This window comes from Streptomyces sp. NBC_01092, assembly GCF_045039535.1.
GTDB lineage: Bacteria > Actinomycetota > Actinomycetes > Streptomycetales > Streptomycetaceae > Streptomyces.
Window position 1 is genome coordinate 4,222,934 of record NZ_CP108659.1, and the last position, 20,067, is coordinate 4,243,000.

At 69.0% G+C, this 20,067-nt stretch carries 24 protein-coding genes, 1 tRNA gene and 1 riboswitch; of the genes, 8 read left to right on the plus strand and 17 right to left on the minus strand.

Annotated elements, in window-relative coordinates:
• Positions 1–3 precede the first annotated feature (3 nt).
• Both OG254_RS19010 and OG254_RS19015 read right to left on the minus strand, forming a co-directional pair.
• Positions 4–825, minus strand: coding sequence for an ABC transporter permease (locus OG254_RS19010; protein WP_405583287.1), 822 nt, complete (start codon positions 823–825; stop codon positions 4–6).
• Positions 818–1,618 carry an ABC-2 family transporter protein gene (locus OG254_RS19015; protein WP_351190342.1) on the minus strand — a complete coding sequence of 267 codons (801 nt, stop codon included), beginning with the start codon at positions 1,616–1,618 and terminating at the stop codon, positions 818–820. Before OG254_RS19015 ends, OG254_RS19010 begins: the two co-directional genes overlap by 8 nt.
• Positions 1,619–1,861: 243 nt before the next feature.
• Here OG254_RS19015 and OG254_RS19020 point away from each other — a divergent pair, with 243 nt between their 5' ends.
• On the plus strand, positions 1,862–4,261 hold the full coding sequence (locus OG254_RS19020) for a transglycosylase domain-containing protein (RefSeq protein ID WP_405583289.1): 2,400 nt from the start codon (positions 1,862–1,864) through the stop codon (positions 4,259–4,261).
• A 10-nt stretch (positions 4,262–4,271) separates the two neighbouring features.
• Here OG254_RS19020 and OG254_RS19025 read toward each other — a convergent pair whose 3' ends face one another.
• The 3 genes from OG254_RS19025 to OG254_RS19035 all read right to left on the minus strand — a co-directional run bounded on the left by OG254_RS19025 (position 4,272) and on the right by OG254_RS19035 (position 5,507).
• Positions 4,272–4,592 (minus strand): DMT family transporter, encoded by a 321-nt coding sequence (locus tag OG254_RS19025; RefSeq protein ID WP_405583291.1) that lies wholly within the window; start codon positions 4,590–4,592, stop codon positions 4,272–4,274.
• 34 nt (positions 4,593–4,626) lie between these two features.
• Positions 4,627–4,697, minus strand: a riboswitch (guanidine-III (ykkC-III) riboswitch).
• Between the two features lie 69 nt (positions 4,698–4,766).
• Entirely contained in the window at positions 4,767–5,123 is a 357-nt protein-coding gene (locus OG254_RS19030) for a co-chaperone GroES (protein WP_351190063.1), read from the minus strand.
• A gap of 54 nt (positions 5,124–5,177) precedes the next feature.
• Positions 5,178–5,507 (minus strand): DUF3618 domain-containing protein, encoded by a 330-nt coding sequence (locus tag OG254_RS19035; protein WP_147999531.1) that lies wholly within the window; start codon positions 5,505–5,507, stop codon positions 5,178–5,180.
• A gap of 95 nt (positions 5,508–5,602) precedes the next feature.
• Between OG254_RS19035 and bcp the strand changes: the two genes are divergently transcribed.
• Together bcp and OG254_RS19045 are read left to right on the plus strand one after the other, a co-directional pair.
• On the plus strand, positions 5,603–6,070 hold the full coding sequence (gene bcp / locus OG254_RS19040; protein WP_405583293.1) for a thioredoxin-dependent thiol peroxidase: 468 nt from the start codon (positions 5,603–5,605) through the stop codon (positions 6,068–6,070).
• 39 nt (positions 6,071–6,109) lie between these two features.
• A tRNA-Leu gene (locus OG254_RS19045) sits at positions 6,110–6,196 on the plus strand.
• 8 nt (positions 6,197–6,204) lie between these two features.
• Here OG254_RS19045 and rdgB read toward each other — a convergent pair.
• From rdgB to OG254_RS19065, 4 genes are all read right to left on the minus strand, one after another.
• A complete protein-coding gene (gene rdgB / locus OG254_RS19050; RefSeq protein WP_405583295.1) occupies positions 6,205–6,810 on the minus strand; it encodes an RdgB/HAM1 family non-canonical purine NTP pyrophosphatase in 606 nt (201 codons plus the stop codon).
• 59 nt (positions 6,811–6,869) lie between these two features.
• Positions 6,870–7,274, minus strand: coding sequence for a hypothetical protein (locus tag OG254_RS19055; protein WP_147999536.1), 405 nt, complete (start codon positions 7,272–7,274; stop codon positions 6,870–6,872).
• A gap of 145 nt (positions 7,275–7,419) precedes the next feature.
• A complete protein-coding gene (rph, locus tag OG254_RS19060) occupies positions 7,420–8,175 on the minus strand; it encodes a ribonuclease PH (RefSeq protein ID WP_351190072.1) in 756 nt (251 codons plus the stop codon).
• 76 nt (positions 8,176–8,251) lie between these two features.
• Complete coding sequence (locus OG254_RS19065) at positions 8,252–8,485, minus strand: glucose PTS transporter subunit EIIB (protein ID WP_147999538.1); 234 nt, start codon at positions 8,483–8,485, stop codon at positions 8,252–8,254.
• A gap of 151 nt (positions 8,486–8,636) precedes the next feature.
• Between OG254_RS19065 and OG254_RS19070 the strand changes: the two genes are divergently transcribed.
• Positions 8,637–9,929 carry a PTS transporter subunit EIIC gene (locus OG254_RS19070; protein WP_405583298.1) on the plus strand — a complete coding sequence of 431 codons (1,293 nt, stop codon included), beginning with the start codon at positions 8,637–8,639 and terminating at the stop codon, positions 9,927–9,929.
• 123 nt (positions 9,930–10,052) lie between these two features.
• Positions 10,053–11,303 (plus strand): PTS transporter subunit EIIC, encoded by a 1,251-nt coding sequence (locus OG254_RS19075; protein WP_405583300.1) that lies wholly within the window; start codon positions 10,053–10,055, stop codon positions 11,301–11,303.
• A gap of 93 nt (positions 11,304–11,396) precedes the next feature.
• Here OG254_RS19075 and OG254_RS19080 read toward each other — a convergent pair whose 3' ends face one another.
• On the minus strand, positions 11,397–12,149 hold the full coding sequence (locus OG254_RS19080) for an MBL fold metallo-hydrolase (protein ID WP_405583302.1): 753 nt from the start codon (positions 12,147–12,149) through the stop codon (positions 11,397–11,399).
• Between the two features lie 275 nt (positions 12,150–12,424).
• Here OG254_RS19080 and OG254_RS19085 point away from each other — a divergent pair, with 275 nt between their 5' ends.
• Positions 12,425–12,877: a type II toxin-antitoxin system PemK/MazF family toxin gene (locus OG254_RS19085; RefSeq protein WP_405583304.1), complete on the plus strand. Its 453-nt coding sequence runs from the start codon at positions 12,425–12,427 to the stop codon at positions 12,875–12,877.
• A gap of 13 nt (positions 12,878–12,890) precedes the next feature.
• On the opposite strand, the gene OG254_RS19090 is transcribed toward OG254_RS19085, so the two are convergent.
• The 7 genes from OG254_RS19090 to clpS form a co-directional block, all read right to left on the minus strand.
• A complete protein-coding gene (locus tag OG254_RS19090) occupies positions 12,891–13,841 on the minus strand; it encodes a cysteine synthase (protein ID WP_351190087.1) in 951 nt (316 codons plus the stop codon).
• Positions 13,842–13,846: 5 nt separating this feature from the next.
• On the minus strand, positions 13,847–14,125 hold the full coding sequence (locus OG254_RS19095; RefSeq protein ID WP_351190090.1) for a MoaD/ThiS family protein: 279 nt from the start codon (positions 14,123–14,125) through the stop codon (positions 13,847–13,849).
• Between the two features lie 86 nt (positions 14,126–14,211).
• Positions 14,212–14,307 (minus strand): putative leader peptide, encoded by a 96-nt coding sequence (locus OG254_RS19100; RefSeq protein WP_311737150.1) that lies wholly within the window; start codon positions 14,305–14,307, stop codon positions 14,212–14,214.
• A gap of 80 nt (positions 14,308–14,387) precedes the next feature.
• On the minus strand, positions 14,388–14,810 hold the full coding sequence (locus tag OG254_RS19105; protein WP_393457301.1) for a Mov34/MPN/PAD-1 family protein: 423 nt from the start codon (positions 14,808–14,810) through the stop codon (positions 14,388–14,390).
• A 216-nt stretch (positions 14,811–15,026) separates the two neighbouring features.
• A complete protein-coding gene (locus tag OG254_RS19110) occupies positions 15,027–16,481 on the minus strand; it encodes an amino acid permease (RefSeq protein WP_405583308.1) in 1,455 nt (484 codons plus the stop codon).
• A gap of 317 nt (positions 16,482–16,798) precedes the next feature.
• Positions 16,799–17,407, minus strand: coding sequence for a DUF2017 domain-containing protein (locus OG254_RS19115; RefSeq protein WP_405583309.1), 609 nt, complete (start codon positions 17,405–17,407; stop codon positions 16,799–16,801).
• Positions 17,408–17,445: 38 nt separating this feature from the next.
• The gene (gene clpS, locus OG254_RS19120; protein WP_147999548.1) at positions 17,446–17,763 is read right to left on the minus strand and encodes an ATP-dependent Clp protease adapter ClpS; all 318 of its coding nucleotides are present in this window, start codon (positions 17,761–17,763) and stop codon (positions 17,446–17,448) included.
• A 173-nt stretch (positions 17,764–17,936) separates the two neighbouring features.
• Here clpS and OG254_RS19125 point away from each other — a divergent pair, with 173 nt between their 5' ends.
• Together OG254_RS19125 and OG254_RS19130 are read left to right on the plus strand one after the other, a co-directional pair.
• Positions 17,937–19,295 carry a nicotinate phosphoribosyltransferase gene (locus OG254_RS19125; RefSeq protein ID WP_405583311.1) on the plus strand — a complete coding sequence of 453 codons (1,359 nt, stop codon included), beginning with the start codon at positions 17,937–17,939 and terminating at the stop codon, positions 19,293–19,295.
• 136 nt (positions 19,296–19,431) lie between these two features.
• Complete coding sequence (locus OG254_RS19130) at positions 19,432–20,022, plus strand: isochorismatase family protein (protein WP_405583313.1); 591 nt, start codon at positions 19,432–19,434, stop codon at positions 20,020–20,022.
• Positions 20,023–20,067 lie beyond the last annotated feature (45 nt).

Consider the following 20,067-nt stretch of genomic DNA (forward strand, 5'->3'; position numbering starts at 1 on the left):
CCCCTAACTCCCCGTACTCCGATACGACCGCAGCCCGGCCCGCCACGCCAGACCGGCCAGCGCACAGCACGCCGCCGCCACCAGGGGCGAGGCGAAGGCCGTCCACCCGGGCAGGGCGATCGGGTACGGCCGGTCCAACACGTAGGCGGCCGGCACCCAGTTGACGAAAGCGAGCGGCAGCATGAAGGTCACGCCGCGCACCAGGTCCTTGCCGAACACGGTGGGCGGGTACTGAAGCAGCGTGGTCCCGCCGTACGTGAACGCGTTCTGCACCTCGGCGGCGTCCTGCGCGAGTATCTGGAAGGACGCGCCCGCCACGAACACCGCCGAGAAGATCGCCGCGCCGCTGATCACCATCACCGGCATCAGCAGCACCTTCGCGGGCGTCCAGTCGATGTCGGCCGACATCAGCGCCCAGCCCAGGACCAGCGCGCCCTGCGTGATCCGGCCGAGGCGGCGCAGCGCGAACCGGTCCGCGCCGACCTGCGCGAGCACCGGAGCGGGTCGCACCAGCAACGTGTCGAAGGAGCCGTCGCGGATCCGGGCGCCCAGGACGTCCATCGAGCCCAGCACCAGGTCGGCGATCCCGAACGCGGTCGCCGACAGGCCGTACAGCAGGGCGATCTCGGGCAGCGACCAGCCGCCCAGGGTGTCGACCTGCGAGAACATCAGCAGGATCGCCACGAAGTCCAGGCCGGTCACCAGCAGGTTGCCGAGCACCGTGACGGCGAAGGAGGTGCGGTAGGTCATGCTTGAGCGCACCCACATGGCGGCGATCAGCCGGTAGGCCCGCAGTCCTTCGAGCAGTGCGCCGCGCTCAGCCACCCTGCACCACCACCCGCCGCGTCGCCGCCGACTGCAGGAGCCGCCCCGCGGCCAGCAGCACCACCGCCCACACCGCCTGGAAGGCGAACGCCCCGAGCGGCGCGGTCTCGCCCATCAGCACGTCCGCCGGCATCTGGATCTGCGCCGCCCACGGCAGCGCCCGCACGATCTCGCCGAACACGCCCGGGAAGGCGTTCAGCGGCAGCACCATGCCCGAGAAGAAGATCCCGGTGATCATCAGGGCCTGGTTGACGCCCATGCCGTCCAGGAGCCAGAACACGCTCAGGGCGGCCAGATAGCGGATCGCGAAACTGACGACCGCCGCCAGCAGCAGCGTCACCGCGAAGGCGGCCCAGAGGGTGGCGTCCGTGGGCAGCGCCATCGGGAAGAACAGCGCGCCGAACAGGAACGGGACCACGCCCCGCCCGATCATCTGGAACAGCGCCCGCCCCATGTCCCCCGCCAGCCACCAGAGTTGGAGGTCGGCCGGCCGGTACAGGTCGACGGCGATCTCGCCGGTGCGGATGCGCTCCATGAGGTCCTTCTCGGCGCCGCCGCCCTGGATGGCGAGCGTCGCGTAAAGGCACTGGCCCAGCCACACGTAGGTGACGGCCTGCGCCTGGTCGTACCCGCCGAGATGGGGCTTCTCGTGCCACAGCGCGAGGTAGGTGTAGACGAGGATCACGCCGAAGACGGTGTTGGTGAACACCCCGGCCGCGGTGGCGATCCGATAGGTCGCATACCTTCGGAAGCCGCCTGCCGCGACGGTCAGATACAACCGCCCGGAGCCCACATCCACAGCCCTCCTCGCCCGCGCCCGGCACCGAAGCGCAGGAGCCTAGTGCGCGCGCGAGCGTGGCTGCCAGCCATTTTCCGGGCGCTGCGGGCCCGCCCCGCGCGAGAATCCGGTCACTTTCCGATGACACGCGCGTTTTCCGGGAACGGAGCGCCCGATACGAGAGTCTTCAATGGGGGCGCAGTAGGCGTACGAGGGCGTACGGGAACGTACGACGCGAAACAGGAGTCCGTGCACGAGATGAGCGACGAGCCGCAGTCACAGGCGCAAGCGCCGAACGGGAAGGCCAAGCGGCCGAAGAGGACGGGCTGGCGGCGGATCATCCCGACCTGGCGGATGGTGCTGGGCACCTTCGTCATCGGCACGCTGCTGGTCGTCGGCCTGTTCTTCCTCGGCTATTCCCTGGTCAAGATCCCGCCGGCCAACGCGCTCGCGACGAAGCAGGCCAACGTCTACATGTACGCGGACGGCTCGGTGATCGCCCGCGACGGCCAGGTCAACCGGGAGAACGTCTCCCTCGCGCACATGTCCAAGGACGCGCAGCACGCGATCCTGGCCGCCGAGGACCGGGACTTCTACAGCGAGTCCGCCGTCGACCCCAAGGCGATGCTGCGGGCCGCCTGGAACACGGCCACCGGCAAGGGCAAGCAGTCCGGCTCCACGATCACCCAGCAGTACGTGAAGAACTACTACCTACGCCAGGAGCAGTCCGTCACCCGCAAGGCGAAGGAGTTCATCATCGCGATCAAGCTGGATCGCGAGAAGACCAAGGCCGAGATCCTCGAGGGCTACCTCAACACCAGCTTCTTCGGCCGCAACGCGTACGGCATCCAGGCCGCCGCCCAGGCCTACTACGGCACGGACGCCAAGAGCCTCGACCCGGCCCGCGCCGCCTATCTGGCCGCGCTGGTCAACGCGCCCAGCGAGTACGACGTCGTCGCCCACCCGGAGAACAAGGCCGCGGCCGTGGCCCGCTGGAACTACGTCCTGGACGGCATGGTCACCAAGGGCTGGCTCAGCGAGAGCAAGCGGGCCGGCATGAAGTTCCCGATGCCGAAGGAGGCCTCGACCTCCACCAACCTGTCCGGTCAGCGCGGTTACATCGTGCAGATCGTCAAGGACTATCTGACCAAGAACAAGATCGTCAGCGCGGAGGACCTGGAGGCCGGCGGCTACCGCGTCACCACCACCCTCCAGAAGGACAAGCAGAACGCGTTCGTCGACGCGGTCAACGACCAGCTGATCTCCAAGCTGGACAAGAAGAACAACAAGGTCGACAACTACGTCCGCGCGGGCGGCGCCTCCGTCGACCCGAAGACCGGCAAGGTCGTCGCGATGTACAACGGCATCGACTACGTCAAGCAGTACACCCCGAACGCCACCCGCCGGGACTTCCAGGTCGGCTCCACGTTCAAGCCGTTCGTGTTCACCTCGGCCGTGGAGAACGACTCGACCACGCAGGACGGCCGCCAGATCACCCCGAACACGATCTACGACGGCACCAACGAGCGCCCGGTACAGGGCTGGAACGGCACCTACGCCCCCGAGAACGAGGACCAGCACTCCTACGGCGACATCAGCGTCCGCACGGCCACCAACGACTCCGTCAACTCGGTGTACGCGCAGATGGCCGTCGACGTGGGCCCGGAGCGGGTGAAGGACACCGCGGTCGAGCTCGGTCTCCCCTCCGGCACCCCCGACCTCCAGCCGTACCCGTCGATCGCCCTCGGCACCGCCACGGCCAGCGTCCTCGACATGGCGGAGGCCTACGCGACGCTCGCCAACCACGGCAAGCACGGCACGTACACGATGATCGAGAAGATCACCAAGGACGGCGCCGACGTCGTCGAGCTGCCCGAGCGCAAGACCTCCCAGGTCATCAGCCGCGAGGCCGCCGACACGACGACCTCCGTCCTGCAGAGCGTCGTCGACAGCGGCACCGCCACCGCCGCCCTGGCCGCCGGCCGGCCCGCGGCGGGCAAGACCGGTACGGCCGAGGAGGACACCGCGGCCTGGTTCGCCGGCTACACCCCGGATCTCGCCACCGTCGTCTCCGTCATGGGCCAGGACCCGGTCACGGCCAAGCACAAGTCGCTGTACGGCGTGATGGGGCTGGACCGCATCAACGGCGGCGGGGCACCCACCGACATCTGGGCCCAGTTCACCAAGGACGCCCTGAAGGGCAAGCCGGTCAGCGAATTCGACCTGGAGCTCCAGCAGGGCGCCGACGTGCCCCAGTACCCGACGACCGACCCGACCCAGGGCGACGAGGACTCCGGCGACCAGGAAGAGGACGGCACCACCGGCGAGACCACGACCGGCGGCCAGGACACCGAGGGCCAGACCGGGGGCGAGACCCCGGGCCAGACGGACGGCGGCACCACGGGCGACACGACGACCGGCGGCACCACGGACGGGGGCACGACGGACGGCGGCGCGACCGGCGGGACCGACACCGGCGGCACCACCGACGGCGGCACCACGGACGGCGGCACGGACTCGGGCGGTACGGACACCGGCGGTACGGACACCGGCGGCAATACCGGCGGGGACGACTCCACCGGCGGGACCGACACCGGTGGAGGCGGAGCGACGTCCGGGAACACGGCCGGGACGCTGAGCACGACCCGCCGGCCGTGAGCGCCGGGGCTCAGTGACCGCTGGTCGCCTTGAGCCCCACCACGGCGACCAGCAGCAGGCAGACGAAGAAGATCCGCGCGGCGGTGGCGGGCTCCCCGAGCGCCAGCATGCCGACCACCGCCGCACCGGCCGCACCGATGCCCACCCACACGCCGTAGGCGGTACCGATGGGCAGGGACTTCGCGGCGTAGGACAGCAGCAGCATGCTGGCGACGATGCCTGCGCCGGTGAACAGGCTGGGGACGAGCCGGGTGAATCCGTCGGTGTACTTCATACCGATCGACCAGCCGACCTCGAGCAGACCGGCGACGACAAGCAGAACCCAGGCCATGACAGGCACCTCCGAGACGTACGACGTGGAACGGGGTGCGTCGTCTTTGCCTGTGTCCCGGTACGGCGCGTCTCGTCGGGTTCCTTCAAAGCTAGCAAGGAAGCAGCAAAAGGGGCTGGTGACGATGGTCACCAGCCCCTCGAACCGTCGAACCGGAGGTAGCGCTCGTGCTCGCTACAGGTAGAGCCCGGTCGAGTCCTCCGAGCCCTCGAACCGGTCGGCGGCCACGGCGTGCAGATCCCGCTCGCGCATGAGCACGTACGCGACCCCGCGCACCTCGACCTCGGCGCGGTCCTCCGGGTCGTACAGGACCCGGTCGCCGGGCTCCACGGTCCGGACGTTCTGTCCCACCGCGACGACCTCGGCCCAGGCCAGCCGGCGGCCGACGGCCGCGGTGGCGGGGATCAGGATGCCGCCACCGGAACGCCGCTCACCCTCGGCGGTGTCCTGCCGCACGAGTACTCGGTCGTGCAGCATCCGGATGGGCAGCTTGTCGTGGTGCGTGCTGTGCTCGTTTTTCTTGGCGCTCACGCTGTGAACCTACCTGCCTCTGCCGCCTGCGTACGCCGTCGGGTCCGCCGCCGCTCAGCCCCTGCGGCGCCGGGTGCCCAGGGCCAGCAGCCCCACGAGGCCGACGGCGACGAGCGCGACGGGCACGATGCGCTCCAGGCGGGGCGCGCCCTCCTCGTCGGTGAACTTGGCCGTCACACCGCTCACGGCCCGGTTGACCTCGACATAGGCCCGCCCGAGCGTGTGGTCGATGTTCGAGACGACCTTGGCCTTGGCGTCGCCGACGATCGTCCTGGGGTGCACCCGCACCCCGATCTCGTCGAGCGTCTCGGCCAGCGCTGCGCGGCGGGATTTGATGTCCGCCTCGATCTGCGCCGGTGTTCTGGTGTCCGACGTGTCCGCCACCGTACGGCCTCCGAAGTGAAGCTGATGCTGTTTCCGGACAGTCTGTCAGCTCAACGCCGGACCGCACTGTCAGGCTCCCCGGTTACGCTGGTTCGATGAGCGAGCGACTCCAGCCGGGGGACGTGGCCCCCGCCTTCACCCTGCCCGACGCCGACGGCCACGAGGTGTCCCTGTCGGACCACAAGGGCCGCAAGGTCATCGTGTACTTCTACCCGGCCGCCCTGACGCCCGGCTGCACCAAGCAGGCCTGCGACTTCACGGACAACCTGGAGCTGCTGGCCGGCGCCGGATACGACGTCATCGGCGTCTCCCCGGACAAGCCGGAGAAGCTCGCCAAGTTCCGCGAGAAGGAGTCCCTGAAGGTCACGCTGGTGGGCGACCCGGACAAGAAGGTCCTGGAGGCCTACGGCGCCTTCGGCGAGAAGAAGCTCTACGGCAAGACTGTCGTGGGCGTCATCCGCTCGACCGTGGTCGTCGACGAGGACGGCAAGGTCGAGCGGGCGCTGTACAACGTCAAGGCGACCGGCCACGTGGCGAAGATCATCAAGGATCTGGGCATCTGAGCACCCGGCCCGGCCAGTAGCATGGCCGGGCAAGGTCACGCGGCCGTGGTGGAATTGGCAGTCACGCTGGGTTTAGGTCCCAGTGGGGTAACACCCGTGAGGGTTCGAGTCCCTCCGGCCGCACCACTTCCTGCTCACTGCGCGAGCAGCTCCCGCACGACCGGCACCAGCCCTCGGAACGCCTTGCCCCGGTGGCTGATCGCGTTCTTCTCGTCCGGCGTCAGCTCGGCGCAGGTGCGCGTCTCGCCCTCCGGCTGGAGGATCGGGTCGTAGCCGAACCCGTTCGTGCCCACGGGCGAGTGCCTCAGGCTTCCCCTGAGCTGCCCCTCGACCACGCGCTCCGTGCCGTCCGGCAGGGCGAGTGCGGCGGCGCAGGCGAAGTGGGCGCCGCGGTGGACGTCGTCGATGTCGGACAGCTGGGCCAGCAGCAGGTCCAGGTTGGCCTTGTCGTCGCCGTGGCGGCCGGCCCAGCGGGCGGAGAAGATGCCGGGGGCGCCGTTCAGGACGTCGACGCACAGGCCGGAGTCGTCGGCGACTGCGGGCAGTCCGGTCGCCTGTGCCAGGGCGTGGGCCTTCAGCAGCGCGTTCTCGGCGAAGGTGACGCCGGTTTCCTTGACGTCGGGAATCTCCGGGTACGCGTCCGCGCCGACGAGGTCGTGATCGAGACCTGCGTCGGCGAGGATCGTCCGGAGCTCGGTGATCTTCCCGGCGTTACGGGTGGCGAGGATGAGGCGGGTCATGGGGACCAGTATCCCGGCCTCACCACTGCGCCTACCCGTCGCGGGTGTTGTCGCAGGTGTTACGGCGTACAGACCTTCGTCAGCTCGCCCGCCGCGTCGGTGACCGGGCTGATGTCCGGCGTCTCGTCGCCGTTCTTCACGGCGTCCCGCACGTTGGTGACGGCCTGCTGAAGGTCGTCCACGGCCTTGTTGACGTCGGTGTTGTCGGTCTTGTCGCCGATCTTGTCGAGGTTCTTGTCGATGGAGGTCAGGGACTCCTCCAGCTGCGTCGGGTCGTTCGCGGCGCTCTCCACGGCCTGCTGGAGTTCCGTGACGCTGTCGGCGATGGCGTCAGCGGTCTGGACGCAGTCCAGCGCCTTGTTGACGGCGTCGCAGCCGGTGGTCAGCCCCGCCGTCAGCCCGACTGCCGCGATGGCTGCGGCGGCTATGGCGATACGGCTCCGGCGTCGTCGGCTCGTGGCCATACTTGACGTTCCCTCCCTGCCCAGGCCTCGCAGGCCCCCGTTTCACTGGCCGAGCGCACAGCGGTGAGCCGTGCGCCCGTACCCCTAGTGACGCCGGGGAAGGCGGCGTGGTTGCCCGAGGACCTGGCTCCTCTTGGTGCGACCTTTACTTTTCGAGGACCGTATCAAGTGCCTTGCGCTGGAGTTCCGCCAGCTCCCCACAGCCCGAAACCGCAAGGTCCAGCAGGGAGTTGAGCTCCTCGCGGGCAAAGGGCTCGGCCTCGGCGGTGCCCTGGACCTCGACGAAGCGGCCGTCGCCGGTGCAGACGACGTTCATGTCGGTGTCGGCCTTGACGTCCTCCTCGTAGCAGAGGTCGAGGAGCGGTACGCCGCCGACGATGCCGACCGAGACGGCGCTGACCGTGCCGGTGAGCGGCTTGCGGCCGGGCTTGATCAGCTTCTTGCCCTGGGCCCAGGCGACGGCGTCCGCGAGGGCGACGTAGGCGCCGGTGATGGCGGCCGTGCGGGTGCCGCCGTCGGCCTGGAGGACGTCGCAGTCGAGGACGATCGTGTTCTCGCCGAGCGCCTTGTAGTCGATGACCGCGCGCAGGGAGCGGCCGATGAGGCGGCTGATCTCGTGCGTACGGCCACCGATCTTGCCCCGGACGGACTCGCGGTCGCCGCGGGTGTTGGTGGCGCGGGGCAGCATGGCGTACTCCGCGGTGACCCAGCCCTCGCCACTGCCCTTGCGCCAACGCGGGACGCCTTCGGTGAAGGAGGCGGTGCACAGGACCTTCGTGTCGCCGAAGGAGACGAGGACGGAGCCCTCCGCGTGCTTGCTCCAGGCACGTTCGATGGTGACCGTGCGGAGCTGTTCGGCGGTGCGGCCGTCGATTCGGGGAGTTGAGGTGGTAGCTGCCATGGCGTGAGCCTAGCCCCAGATACGGAAGGGGCCCCTCCCGCACTGGGAAGGGGCCCCGTTCGGTGAGCGCGCAGGCTCACATCAGGTCTTCGATCTCCGCCGCGATCGGGTCGGCGTCGGTGCCGATGACGACCTGGATGGCGGTGCCCATCTTCACGACGCCATGGGCGCCGGCGGCCTTCAGGGCGGCCTCGTCGACCAGCGAGGGGTCGCTGACCTCGGTGCGCAGCCGGGTGATGCAGCCCTCGATCTCCTCGATGTTGTCGATGCCACCGAGCCCGGCGACGATCTTCTCAGCCTTGCTGGCCATGTGCCTTCTCCCTGATCCGAACCGCTTTGTCGCAGTAACCCACAGTTGGCCCATCTTCGCGAGCGGTCATGTCGTCCTTGCCGAAGGATGGCGTTCACGACAGCGGAACCGCCCGAGCAACTGGTCTACACCACCTTACCGAGGGGCGTCCATGAGTGCCGACAGCTCCGCCATCAGCCCCGCGCGCGCTCGCTGGAACACCGCGTTCCAGGGCCTGCAGAAGATGGGCCGCAGCCTCCAGCTCCCCATCGCCGTGCTGCCGGCCGCCGGCATCCTCAACCGCCTTGGCCAGCCGGACGTGTTCGGGGACGACGGACTCGGCTGGACCGACGTCTCCAAGGTGATGGTGGGCGCGGGCGGCGCGCTGCTCGACGGTTCGCTCGGACTGCCGCTGCTGTTCTGCGTGGGTGTGGCCATCGGCATGGCGAAGAAGTCCGACGGCTCGACGGCGCTGGCGGCGGTCGCGGGGTTCCTCGTCTACTACAACGTGCTGCGCCAGTTCCCGGAGGACTGCCCCGAGGGCTCGAAGGCGGTCCCGAACGTCGGCTGCCAGGTGCAGGACGGCACGGTGACCGTCTTCGAGTACCAGAACCCCGGCGTGTTCGGCGGCATCGTGATCGGCCTGCTGGCCGCGTTCTTCTGGGCCCGCTACCACCGTACGAAGCTCGTGGACTGGCTCGGCTTCTTCAACGGCCGGCGACTCGTCCCCATCATCATGGCGTTCGTGTCGATCGCCTTCGCGGCACTGTGCCTGTGGGTGTGGCCGCCGATCGGTGACGCGCTGGAGAGCTTCAGCGACTGGATGAGCGACCTGGGTTCCTGGGGCGCGGGAGTGTTCGGTATCGCGAACCGCGCACTTCTCGTCGTGGGCCTGCACCAGTTCCTGAACGTGCCCATCTGGTTCCAGTTCGGCAGCTTCACCAAGCCGGACGGCACGGTGGTGCACGGCGACATCAACATGTTCCTCGCGGGCGACCCGGACGCCGGCCAGTTCACCTCGGGCTTCTTCCCGATCATGATGTTCGCCCTGCCGGCCGCGGCCCTCGCCATGACCCACTGCGCCAGTCCGAGCCGCCGCAAGGAGGTCGGCGGCCTGATGACGTCGGTGGCCCTGACGTCGTTCGTCACCGGCATCACGGAACCGATCGAGTACTCGTTCCTCTTCGTGGCACCCCTGCTGTACGCGGTCCACGCCGTTCTGACCGGTGTGTCGATGGCAGTGACCTGGGGGCTGGGGGTCCACGACGGGTTCAGCTTCTCCGCCGGACTGATCGACTACATCATCAACTGGAACCTGGCGACGAGACCGTGGGCGATGATTCCGATCGGCCTGTGCTTTGCCGTCGTCTATTACGTGATCTTCCGTTTCGCGATCACGAAGTTCGATCTCAGGACTCCGGGCAGGGAGCCGGAGGACCAGGTCGAGGACGTCACAAAGGTCTGAAATAGGGCTTGATAACAGTCCAGAAAACCCTTGGGAATCGCGGGTTCCTTATCTCACCTTCATCGTGCTACAACAGGTCTACACCACTGAGTGGTGTAGACCACCACCCGATGGAGGAAGTCTATGAGCACCGCCACCACATCGGCGGCCCCCACAAAGAAGTGGGGATCCGGCCTTTTCCAGGGCCTGCAGAAGGTCGGCCGCAGCCTTCAGCTCCCGATCGCCGTGCTCCCGGCGGCGGGTCTCCTGCTCCGCTTCGGCCAGCCCGACGTGTTCGGCAAGGACGGGCTCGGCTGGGACAAGGTCGCCGCCGTGTTCGCCACCGCCGGTGGCGCGATCTTCGACAACCTGCCGATGCTGTTCTGTATCGGTGTCGCGATCGGCTTCGCCAAGAAGTCGGACGGCTCGACCGCGCTCGCCGGACTGGTCGGCTTCCTGGTCTACAGCAACGTACTGAAGGCGTTCCCGGTCACCGAGGCGAAGGTGCAGGCCGGCGAGGACATAGCCGCGACCTACAACAACCCCGGTGTCCTCGGCGGCATCATCATGGGTCTGCTGGCCGCGGTGCTGTGGCAGCGTTTCCATCGCACCAAGCTGGTCGACTGGCTCGGCTTCTTCAACGGCCGCCGGCTGGTCCCGATCATCATGGCCTTCGTCGGCACCATCATGGGCGTCTTCTTCGGCCTGGTCTGGGAGCCGATCGGTGGGGTCATCTCCGACTTCGGCGAGTGGATGACCGGCCTCGGCGCCGTCGGCGCGGGCCTGTTCGGTCTGATCAACCGCGCGCTGATCCCGGTCGGCATGCACCAGTTCGTGAACACCGTCTCCTGGTTCCAGCTCGGTGACTTCAAGGACGCCGCCGGTGAGATCGTGCACGGCGACCTCAACCGCTTCTTCGCGGGTGACCCGACCGCCGGTCAGTTCATGTCGGGCTTCTTCCCGATCATGATGTTCGGTCTGCCGGCCGCCGCCATCGCCATCGCCCACTGCGCCCGTCCCGAGCGCCGCAAGGCCGTCATGGGCATGATGATCTCGCTCGCCCTGACCTCCTTCGTCACCGGCGTCACCGAGCCCATCGAGTTCGCGTTCATGTTCATCGCGCCGGTGCTGTACGTGATCCACGCGGTGCTCACCGCCCTGTCGATGGCGATCACCTGGGCGCTCGGCGTCCACGCGGGCTTCACCTTCTCCGCGGGCTTCATCGACTACGCGCTCAACTGGAACCTGGCGACCAAGCCATGGCTGATCATCCCGATCGGCCTCGTCTTCGCCGCGATCTACTACTCCGTCTTCCGCTTCGCCATCACGAAGTGGAACCTCCCCACCCCGGGCCGCGAGCCCGAGGAGGAGCTCGAGGACCTCACCAAGGCGTAGGCCCCCGGCATGACGAAGGCCCCGGAACCGCGACGGTTCCGGGGCCTTCTCGCGCATACGGGCCTGAACCCCGTACGGGCTGGTGTCCTCGGGCTAGATCTCGTACGTCTGCCTCGGCGCCGCGAGCACCACCGGACCGTCGTAGACCTCACGCGCGTCGGCCAGGTTGACCTGGGGGTCGGTCCACGGCGGGATGTGGGTGAGGACGAGGCGGCGGGCGCCCGCGCGGGCCGCTGTCTGACCTGCCTCACGGCCGTTGAGGTGCAGGTCGGGGATGTTCTCCTTGCCGTGCGTGAAGGCGGCCTCGCACAGGAACAGGTCCGCGTCGCGGGCGAGTTCGTCCAGGGCGGTGCTGATGCCCGTGTCGCCCGAATAGGTCAGCGTCTTTCCACCGTGCTCGATGCGGATGCCGTACGCCTCCACCGGGTGGGCGACGCGTTCCGTGTGCACCGTGAAGGGGCCGATCTCGAAGGTGGACGGCTTGACCGTGTGAAAGTCGAAGACCTCGCTCATGGACGAGGCGGTGGGGGTGTCGGCGTAGGCGGTGGTCAGGCGCTGTTCGGTGCCCTCGGGTCCGTAGACCGGGATCGGGTCGCAGCGGCCGCCGTCGTGCCGGTAGTAGCGCGCGACGAAGTACGCGCACATGTCGATGCAGTGGTCGGCGTGCAGGTGACTGAGGTAGATCGCGTCGAGGTCGTAGAGACCGCAGTGGCGCTGCAGCTCGCCAAGGGCACCGTTGCCCATGTCGAGAAGCAACCGGAAGCCGTCGGCCTCGACGAGGTAGCTCGAGCAGGCCGATTCCGCGGACGGGAACGACCCCGAGCTGCCGACGACGGTGAGCTTCATGAAACAGAAACCTCCGCTGGCGGGAAATCCAGAAGATCGGGAATGGGGCGTCGGGGGTCGTGCGGTTTGTCGAGCGTAAGGCGCAAAACCTCCGGTCGCTCCTCCGCAAAGGTCACTTGTGGGCGAACTCACCTGTGGTGTCACGCGTTCGGCTGGATATGGGACGCGAGTAACGGCAGGTGCGTACGAAGCGCTCGCACACGGGGGTGGCGGGGGTGGGATCAGGAGTGAAAGAAGGCGCGCGGGCGGGGGTGCGCGCCGGTACCTTCGTCCTCATGGACACGTCCTGGTGGCTCGCACTCGCGGCGGTGGTACTGCTCGCGCTGGTCGCCACGCTCGTGGACGGGTGGGGGCGCGGCAGGCGTCCCCGAGGCCGGCGGACCCGGCCGCCGGGTCGGCCCGGACGGCGGGCGTCGGCTCGTCCGGAGCCCGCCGAGATCTGGTGGGCGAGGGTGCCCTACGAGGACGGGCCAGGGGATAAAGACCGGCCGTGTCTGGTGCTGGCGGTGCGCGGGCAGAGGGTGACCGTCGCGAAGATCACCAGCAAGTACCGCGACGAACGGTACGGCGTCATTCCGCTACCGCCGGGCTCGGTCGGGGACACCCGGGGCCGGGCGAGCTTCCTGGAGACGGGTGAGCTGCGGCACGTACCGGTGTGCGACTTCCGGCGGCGGGTCGGGGTGATGGACCCGGCCGTGTGGGACCAGGTCCGTCACCTCGCGACTTAGGGCGGGGCGCCGCTCACGCCCAGAGCTGGCCCTGGAGGGTCTCGATCGCTTCCTCGGTCGTGGCCGCCGTGTAGACGCCCGTCGAGAGGTACTTCCAGCCGCCGTCGGCGACGACGAACACGATGTCCGCGCTCTCCCCCGCCTTCAGCGCCTTGTTGCCGACGCCGATCGCCGCGTGCAGGGCGGCGCCGGTGGAGATGCCCGCGAAGATGCCCTCCTGCTGGAGGAGTTCGCGGGTGCGGGTGACCGCGTCGGCCGAGCCGACCGAGAAGCGGGTGGTCAGGACCGAGGCGTCGTACAGCTCGGGGACGAAGCCCTCGTCGAGGTTGCGCAGGCCGTAGACGAGGTCGTCGTAGCGCGGTTCCGCCGCGACGATCTTCACGTCCGGCTTGTGCTCGCGCAGGAAGCGGCCGACGCCCATCAGGGTGCCGGTGGTGCCGAGGCCGGCGACGAAGTGGGTGACCGAGGGGAGGTCGGCGAGGATCTCCGGGCCGGTCGTGGCGTAGTGCGCGCCCGCGTTGTCCGGGTTGCCGTACTGGTAGAGCATCACCCAGTCGGGGTGCTCGGCCGACAGCTCCTTGGCGACCCGTACGGCGGTGTTGGAGCCGCCCGCGGCGGGGCTGGGGATGATCTCCGCGCCCCACATGCCGAGCAGGTCCCGGCGCTCCTGCGAGGTGTTCTCGGGCATCACGCAGACCATGCGGTAGCCCTTGAGCTTGGCCGCCATCGCCAGCGAGATGCCGGTGTTGCCGCTGGTCGGCTCCAGGATCGTGCAGCCCGGGGTGAGGCGGCCGTCCTTCTCCGCCTGCTCGATCATGTGCAGGGCGGGGCGGTCCTTGACCGAGCCGGTGGGGTTGCGGTCCTCCAGCTTGGCCCAGATGCGGACGTCCTCGGACGGCGACAACCGCGGCAGGCACACCAGGGGGGTGTTGCCCACCGCGGCGAGCGGGGAGTCGTAGCGCATGTGGATCAGGCCATACCGCCGGCCACGGCCGGCAGGATCGTGACGTTGTCGCCGTCGGTCAGCTTGGTGTTGATGCCCTCGAGGAAGCGGACGTCCTCGTCGTTCAGGTAGACGTTGACGAAGCGGCGCAGCTCGCCGGCGTCCACGATGCGGGCCTGGATGCCCGCATGCCGGGTTTCGAGGTCGGTGAACAGCTCGGCGAGGGTGTCCCCGTTGCCCTCCACCGCCTTCTGACCGTCGGTGTAGGTGCGGAGGATGGTGGGGATGCGGACCTCGATGGCCATGGTTGCGGGCTCCTGTCGGGAGTTAAAGGGGTCGATGGGCGCACGACGGCACGCCGCGGCTCACGGCCGTACGGCGGCAGGAAACATCAACAGATGGCGCTGTTCAGCCTGCACAGGTCGACGTGCAGCCGCGCCACGAGCAGCACGCTCGGCGCCTTGTCGCTCACGTCGTTCAGAACCATGGGGTCATCGTATCGATTCCCTGTCACGGCCCTGGAGTGTGATCTCGCATGCTGGATGGATTCTGACCGAATCGTGGGATTCAGTACGCCTCCACCACCGTGACCTCCTCCTCCGTCACCTCGCCTTCCACGATCCGGAAGGAGCGGAACTGGAAGTCGCCGAGGCCGTCGGTGTCGGCGGTGGAGACCAGGACGTAGTGCGCGCCGGGCTCGTTGGCGTAGGAGATGTCGGTGCGCGAAGGGTAGGCCTCGGTGGCGGTGTGGGAGTGGTAGATGACCACGGGCTCCTCGTCGCGGTCGTCCATCTCGCGGTAGAGCTTGAGGAGGTCGCCCGAGTCGAACTCGTAGAACGTGGGCGACATGGCCGCGTTCAGCATCGGGATGAAACGCTCGGGTCGGTCCGAGCCGGCCGGGCCCGCGACGACGCCGCACGCCTCGTCGGGGTGGTCCTTGCGCGCGTGGGCGACGATCTGGTCGACGAGGGCCTGGGTGATGGTCAGCATGTTCGCCAGGATAAGCAAAGGGCCGCCCCGTACCGAGGGTTGGTACGGGGCGGCCCACATGCCGGACGCCCTGAGCGGCGGCCGTCGGGAGCGCCACGAGTGCTCCCGAGGGCGGGACGTCCTAGGAAAGGCTGCTCGGCAGCGCCGCCAGGGGCGCGGGGAACTGCGCGACCAGCCACAGCGGCGCCGCAGACAACGGACGGCCTTCCGCGGCAATCACCTCACGGGCTCTTTCAGCGAAGCGTCCAGCTCGGGCTCCTCGCCGCCGCGGGCGGCGATCTGCGGGTTGCGGCGCTTGAGGAACGCCCAGCCGACGCCCAGGGCGACGGCCCAGCCGGCCGCGACGTACAGGCAGACCCGCGCGTCCTTGTCGTACGCGATCATGCCGGTCACTCCGATGAGGAAGAAGAGTGCGACCCAGCTGAAGACCGCCCCGCCGGGAGCGGGGAAGGACGAGGCGCGCAGTCGGCCGGCGTCGACCGCGGCGCGGTAGCGGATGTGGCTGACGAGGATCATCATCCAGGTCCAGATGCCGGCCGCGGTGGCGACGGAGGTGACGTAGCCGAACGCCTTCTCCGGGACGACGTAGTTCAGTACGACGCCAATGCCCATGAGCGTCACGGAGACCGCGATGCCGACGGCGGGCGTCTTGCGGGCGGTGAGCTTGCCGAAGGCCTGCGGGGCCTCGCTGTTGGCGGCGAGGTCGCGCAGCATCCGGCCGGTCGAGTACATGCCCGAGTTGCAGGACGACAGGGCCGCGGTCAGCACCACGAAGTTGACGATGCCCGCGGCGAGCGGGATGCCGATCTTGCCGAACGCGTGGACGAACGGGCTCTCACCGGCGGTGAACTCGGTCCACTTCACGACGGAGAGGATCACCGTCAGCGCACCGACGTAGAAGACGATGATGCGCCAGGGCAGGGTGTTGATGGCCTTGGGCAGGGTCTTCTCGGGGTTCTCGGACTCGCCCGCGGTGACGCCGACGAGCTCGACGGCGAGGTAGGCGAACATGACGCCCTGGAGCGTCATCAGGCTGGAGCCGATGCCGTTCGGGAAGATGCCGTGGTGCGACCAGAGGTTGGAGACGGTGGCGGTGTCACCGGCGTCGGAGAAGCCGAGGGTGAGCACGCCGAGGCCGATGACGATCATGCCGATGATGGCCGTGACCTTGATCATCGAGAACCAGAACTCGACCTCGCCGAAGATCTTGACGGAGATCAGGTTGACGCCGAAGAGCACCACCAGGAACACCAGGGCGCTGACCCACTGGGGGATCTCGGGGAACCAGAAGTGGATGTAGATCGCGGCGGCCGTGAGCTCGGCCATGCCGGTGACCACCCACATGAGCCAGTACGTCCAGCCCGTGACGAACCCGAAGAAGGGGCCGAGGAATTCGCGGGCGTACTCGGCGAAGGAGCCGGAGACGGGCCGGTACAGGAGCAGTTCGCCCAGGGCCCGCATGATGAAGAAGATGACGACGCCCGCGAGGGCGTACATGAGGATGATGCTGGGGCCGGCCTTCTCGATGTTCGCCCCGGCACCCATGAACAGGCCGACGCCGATGGCGCCGCCGATCGCGATCATCTGGACCTGACGGCTGCCCAGGCCCCGCTCGTACCCCTCTTCCGGGGCTCCCGTGGCCTTCTCGTCAGTGACCTTCGCAGAGGTCATGTGTAGTGCGCCTTTCTCCATGCCGACCCTGGCCTCGACGGCCTCGGATCGGGTCTCGATCCCCCCGGATTGCTGGAGCTGTGCCCGGCCGACGATCCGCCGGCCATCTGGCGCACCCGGCCGAACATTCGGGTGGTGCTCGCCGGGCGGTCGTGAAGATTTATCACGGCCGCAACAAAGATCGGCGGGGCCGCTTGTGGCGCATCACACAGGAAGAACCGGACAAAACCATCGCCGCCGCCCAGAGAGGGCGACGGCGGTGACGCGATCGTTATCCGGATTTGAGCGCCCGCTGAGCGAACACAACATCGATGCAATCAGGGCATAAGAGTGGTGACGAGCGTCTCCTGGAGCCCGCCCAGCCACAGGTACGCCATCACCATCGGCTTGCGCGGATCCTCGTCCGGGAGCCGGTAGAGCAGGTCGGTGTCGTCCTCGTCGGTGATGTCCAGCCGGGAGCCGATGGCCAGGCGCAGGTCGTTCAGGGCGCCGAGCCACTGCTGGGACTCCTCGACGGACAGCTTGAGCACCGCGCCGCCCTCACCGGCGGAGGAGGTGCTGAGCGCGTCGAGGGAGCGGACCACCGCGAGCGCGCTCTCGCGCTTGCCGGCCCGCAGGTCGTTCTCGGTGTAGCGGCGGAACTCCGCGGAGTGCGCCCGCTGCTCCTCGGCCTCCTTGGCCTGCGGGGTGCCCTCGGGGTCGCTGTAGGCGTCCGGGAACAGGCGCTTGAGGACCGGGTCGGCCGGCGGTTCGCTCGGGCCGTCGGCGAACAGCTCGGCGAGCGGGTCGTCGGGGGTGTCCTCGGCGGGGCCGGGGCCGATGAGCTCCAGGAGCTGCACGGCCAGCGACCGGATGATGGAGATCTCGACGTCGTCGAGGGCGACGGCCGCGCCGCCGCCGGGGAGCGGTTCGAAGGTTCCTGGCATGGAGACGATTCGCTACTTCCGGTCCTGCGGGCGAGGGGTCATTTGCGGTCGTGCTGAAGGGTGGCCCACAGGCCGTAGCCGTGCATGGCCTGCACGTCGCGTTCCATCTCCTCACGGGTACCGCTGGAGACGACCGCCCGGCCCTTGTGGTGGACGTCGAGCATCAGTTTGGTGGCCTTGTCCTTGGGATAGCCGAAGTACGACTGGAAGACGTAGGTCACGTAGCTCATGAGGTTGACCGGGTCGTTGTGCACGATCGTGACCCAGGGGACGTCCGGCTCGGGCACGGCGAAGGTCTCTTCCGCCGTTTCGGTGCGTTCGATCTCTACGGGAGCGGGTGACGTCACAGTGCCCATGCTGCCACCGGAGGGGGGTGGTCGCACAAATCCTCGGCGAACCCACGGGACCAAATCGTCAGACTGACGAGATGGGGGGTATCATCGGTTGCCATGCTGCTTGCACCGGGGGACAACCCCCGGACCCCCGGCCGCCTGGGGGCATCCTGAGAATCACGGCTAGGAGAGCTTTCGTGGATGTAGCGGACCTTGGGCTGCCGGTGGATGTTCCCTCTACGGCGCTCTTCACGGACCAGTACGAGCTCACGATGCTGCAGGCGGCCCTCAAGGCGGGCACGGCCGAGCGGCGGAGCGTGTTCGAGGTCTTCACCCGACGCCTGCCGAACGGGCGGCGCTACGGCGTCGTCGCCGGCACCGGCCGGGTCCTGGACGCGGTGGAGAACTTCCGCTTCGACCCGGACGTCCTCGGCTTCCTGCGCGAACGGAAGATCGTCGACGAGCAGACCCTCGCCTGGCTCGCGGACTACCGGTTCTCCGGCGACGTCTGGGGCTACCCCGAGGGCGAGGTCTACTTCCCGGGCTCGCCGATCATGCGGGTCGAGGGCAGCTTCGCCGAGTGCGTGCTGCTGGAGACGGTGATCCTCTCCATCCTCAACCACGACTCCGCCATCGCCGCGGCCGCCTCCCGCATGTCGTCGGCGGCGGGCGAGCGCCCGCTCATCGAGATGGGCGCCCGGCGCACCCACGAGCTGGCGGCGGTGGCCGCCTCCAGGGCCGCGTACGTCGGCGGCTTCGCCTCCACCTCCGACCTCGCGGCCGGCTTCCGCTACGGCATCCCCACCGTCGGCACCAGCGCACACGCCTTCACCCTCCTGCACGACCGCGAGCGGGACGCCTTCCAGGCCCAGGTGAACTCCATGGGCCGGGGCACCACCCTGCTCGTGGACACCTACGACGTCGCCGAGGCGGTCCGTACGGCCGTCGAGGTCGCCGGGCCCGAGCTGGGCGCCGTCCGCATCGACTCGGGCGACCTGCTGCTGGTCGCGCACCGGGTCCGCCAGCAGCTGGACGAGCTGGGCGCGACGGGCACCCGGATCATCGTGACCTCGGACCTCGACGAGTACGCCATCGCCTCGCTGGCGGCGGCGCCGGTGGACGCGTACGGCGTCGGCACCCAGCTGGTGACCGGCTCCGGGCATCCGACCTGCTCGATGGTCTACAAGCTGGTCGCCCGCGCCGAGTCCGCCGAGGCCGGGGCGCCGCTGGTGCCGGTCGCCAAGAAGTCGACCGGCGGCAAGACCTCCATCGGCGGCCGCAAGTGGGCCGCGCGGCGCCTGGACGAGTACGGCGCCGCGGAGGCCGAGGTCATCGGCACGGGGGCGGTGCCGGCCGGGCTCGCCGACCGGCAGCTGCTGGTCGAGCTGATCAAGGGCGGCGCCGTGGTGGCGAGGGAGCCGCTGGACGTCGTACGGGACCGGCACGTGGCCGCCCGCGCGAATCTGCCGCTGTCCGCCACGCAGCTCTCGCGTGGGGAACCTGTCATTCCGACCGAGTACGTAAACGGGCGCTCGGGGAGCCGACCGGGGGCGTGAAGCGAGCGCGCCCGGCGTGCTCACCCCATGCCCCCTCCCGCACCGCACCCGAAGTCTCTAGGCTCGGAGGTTCACGGCCGGGCCCGCACGCTCTCACCGTCCCGACCTCAGCGTCCATAACCGAAGGACACCGCCCATGCGCCGCGCCTTGATCGTCGTAGACGTGCAGAACGACTTCTGCGAGGGAGGCAGCCTCGCCGTGGCCGGCGGTGCCGACGTGGCCGCCGCCGTCACCGAGCTGATCGGGCAGGCGGCCGGGTCCGGCTACCAGCATGTCGTGGCCACCCGCGACCACCACATCGCGCCCGGCGGCCACTTCTCCGCCCACCCCGACTTCCGGCACTCCTGGCCGGCGCACTGCGTCGCGGGCACGGAGGGGGTCGGGTTCCACCCGAACTTCGCCCCCGCGGTCGCCTCGGGCGCCATCGACGCCGTGTTCGACAAGGGGGCGTACGCGGCCGCTTACAGCGGGTTCGAGGGGGCCGACGAGAACGGCGTGAAGCTGGCGGACTGGCTGCGGGCCAGGGAGGTCTCGGAGGTGGACGTGGTGGGCATCGCCACGGACCACTGCGTGCGCGCTACCGCGCTGGATGGCGCGCGGGAGGGGTTCCGCACCCACGTACTGCTGGATCTGACCGCGGGGGTGGCCACGGAGACCACCGAGCGGGCGCTGGAGGAGATGCGCGAGGCGGGCGTGGAGCTGTCCGGCAAACCTGTGGTGGCGTAGTGATTCGCAGGTAGTGCCGCGATTGGTCTCGGGCGGCCGCGGGCC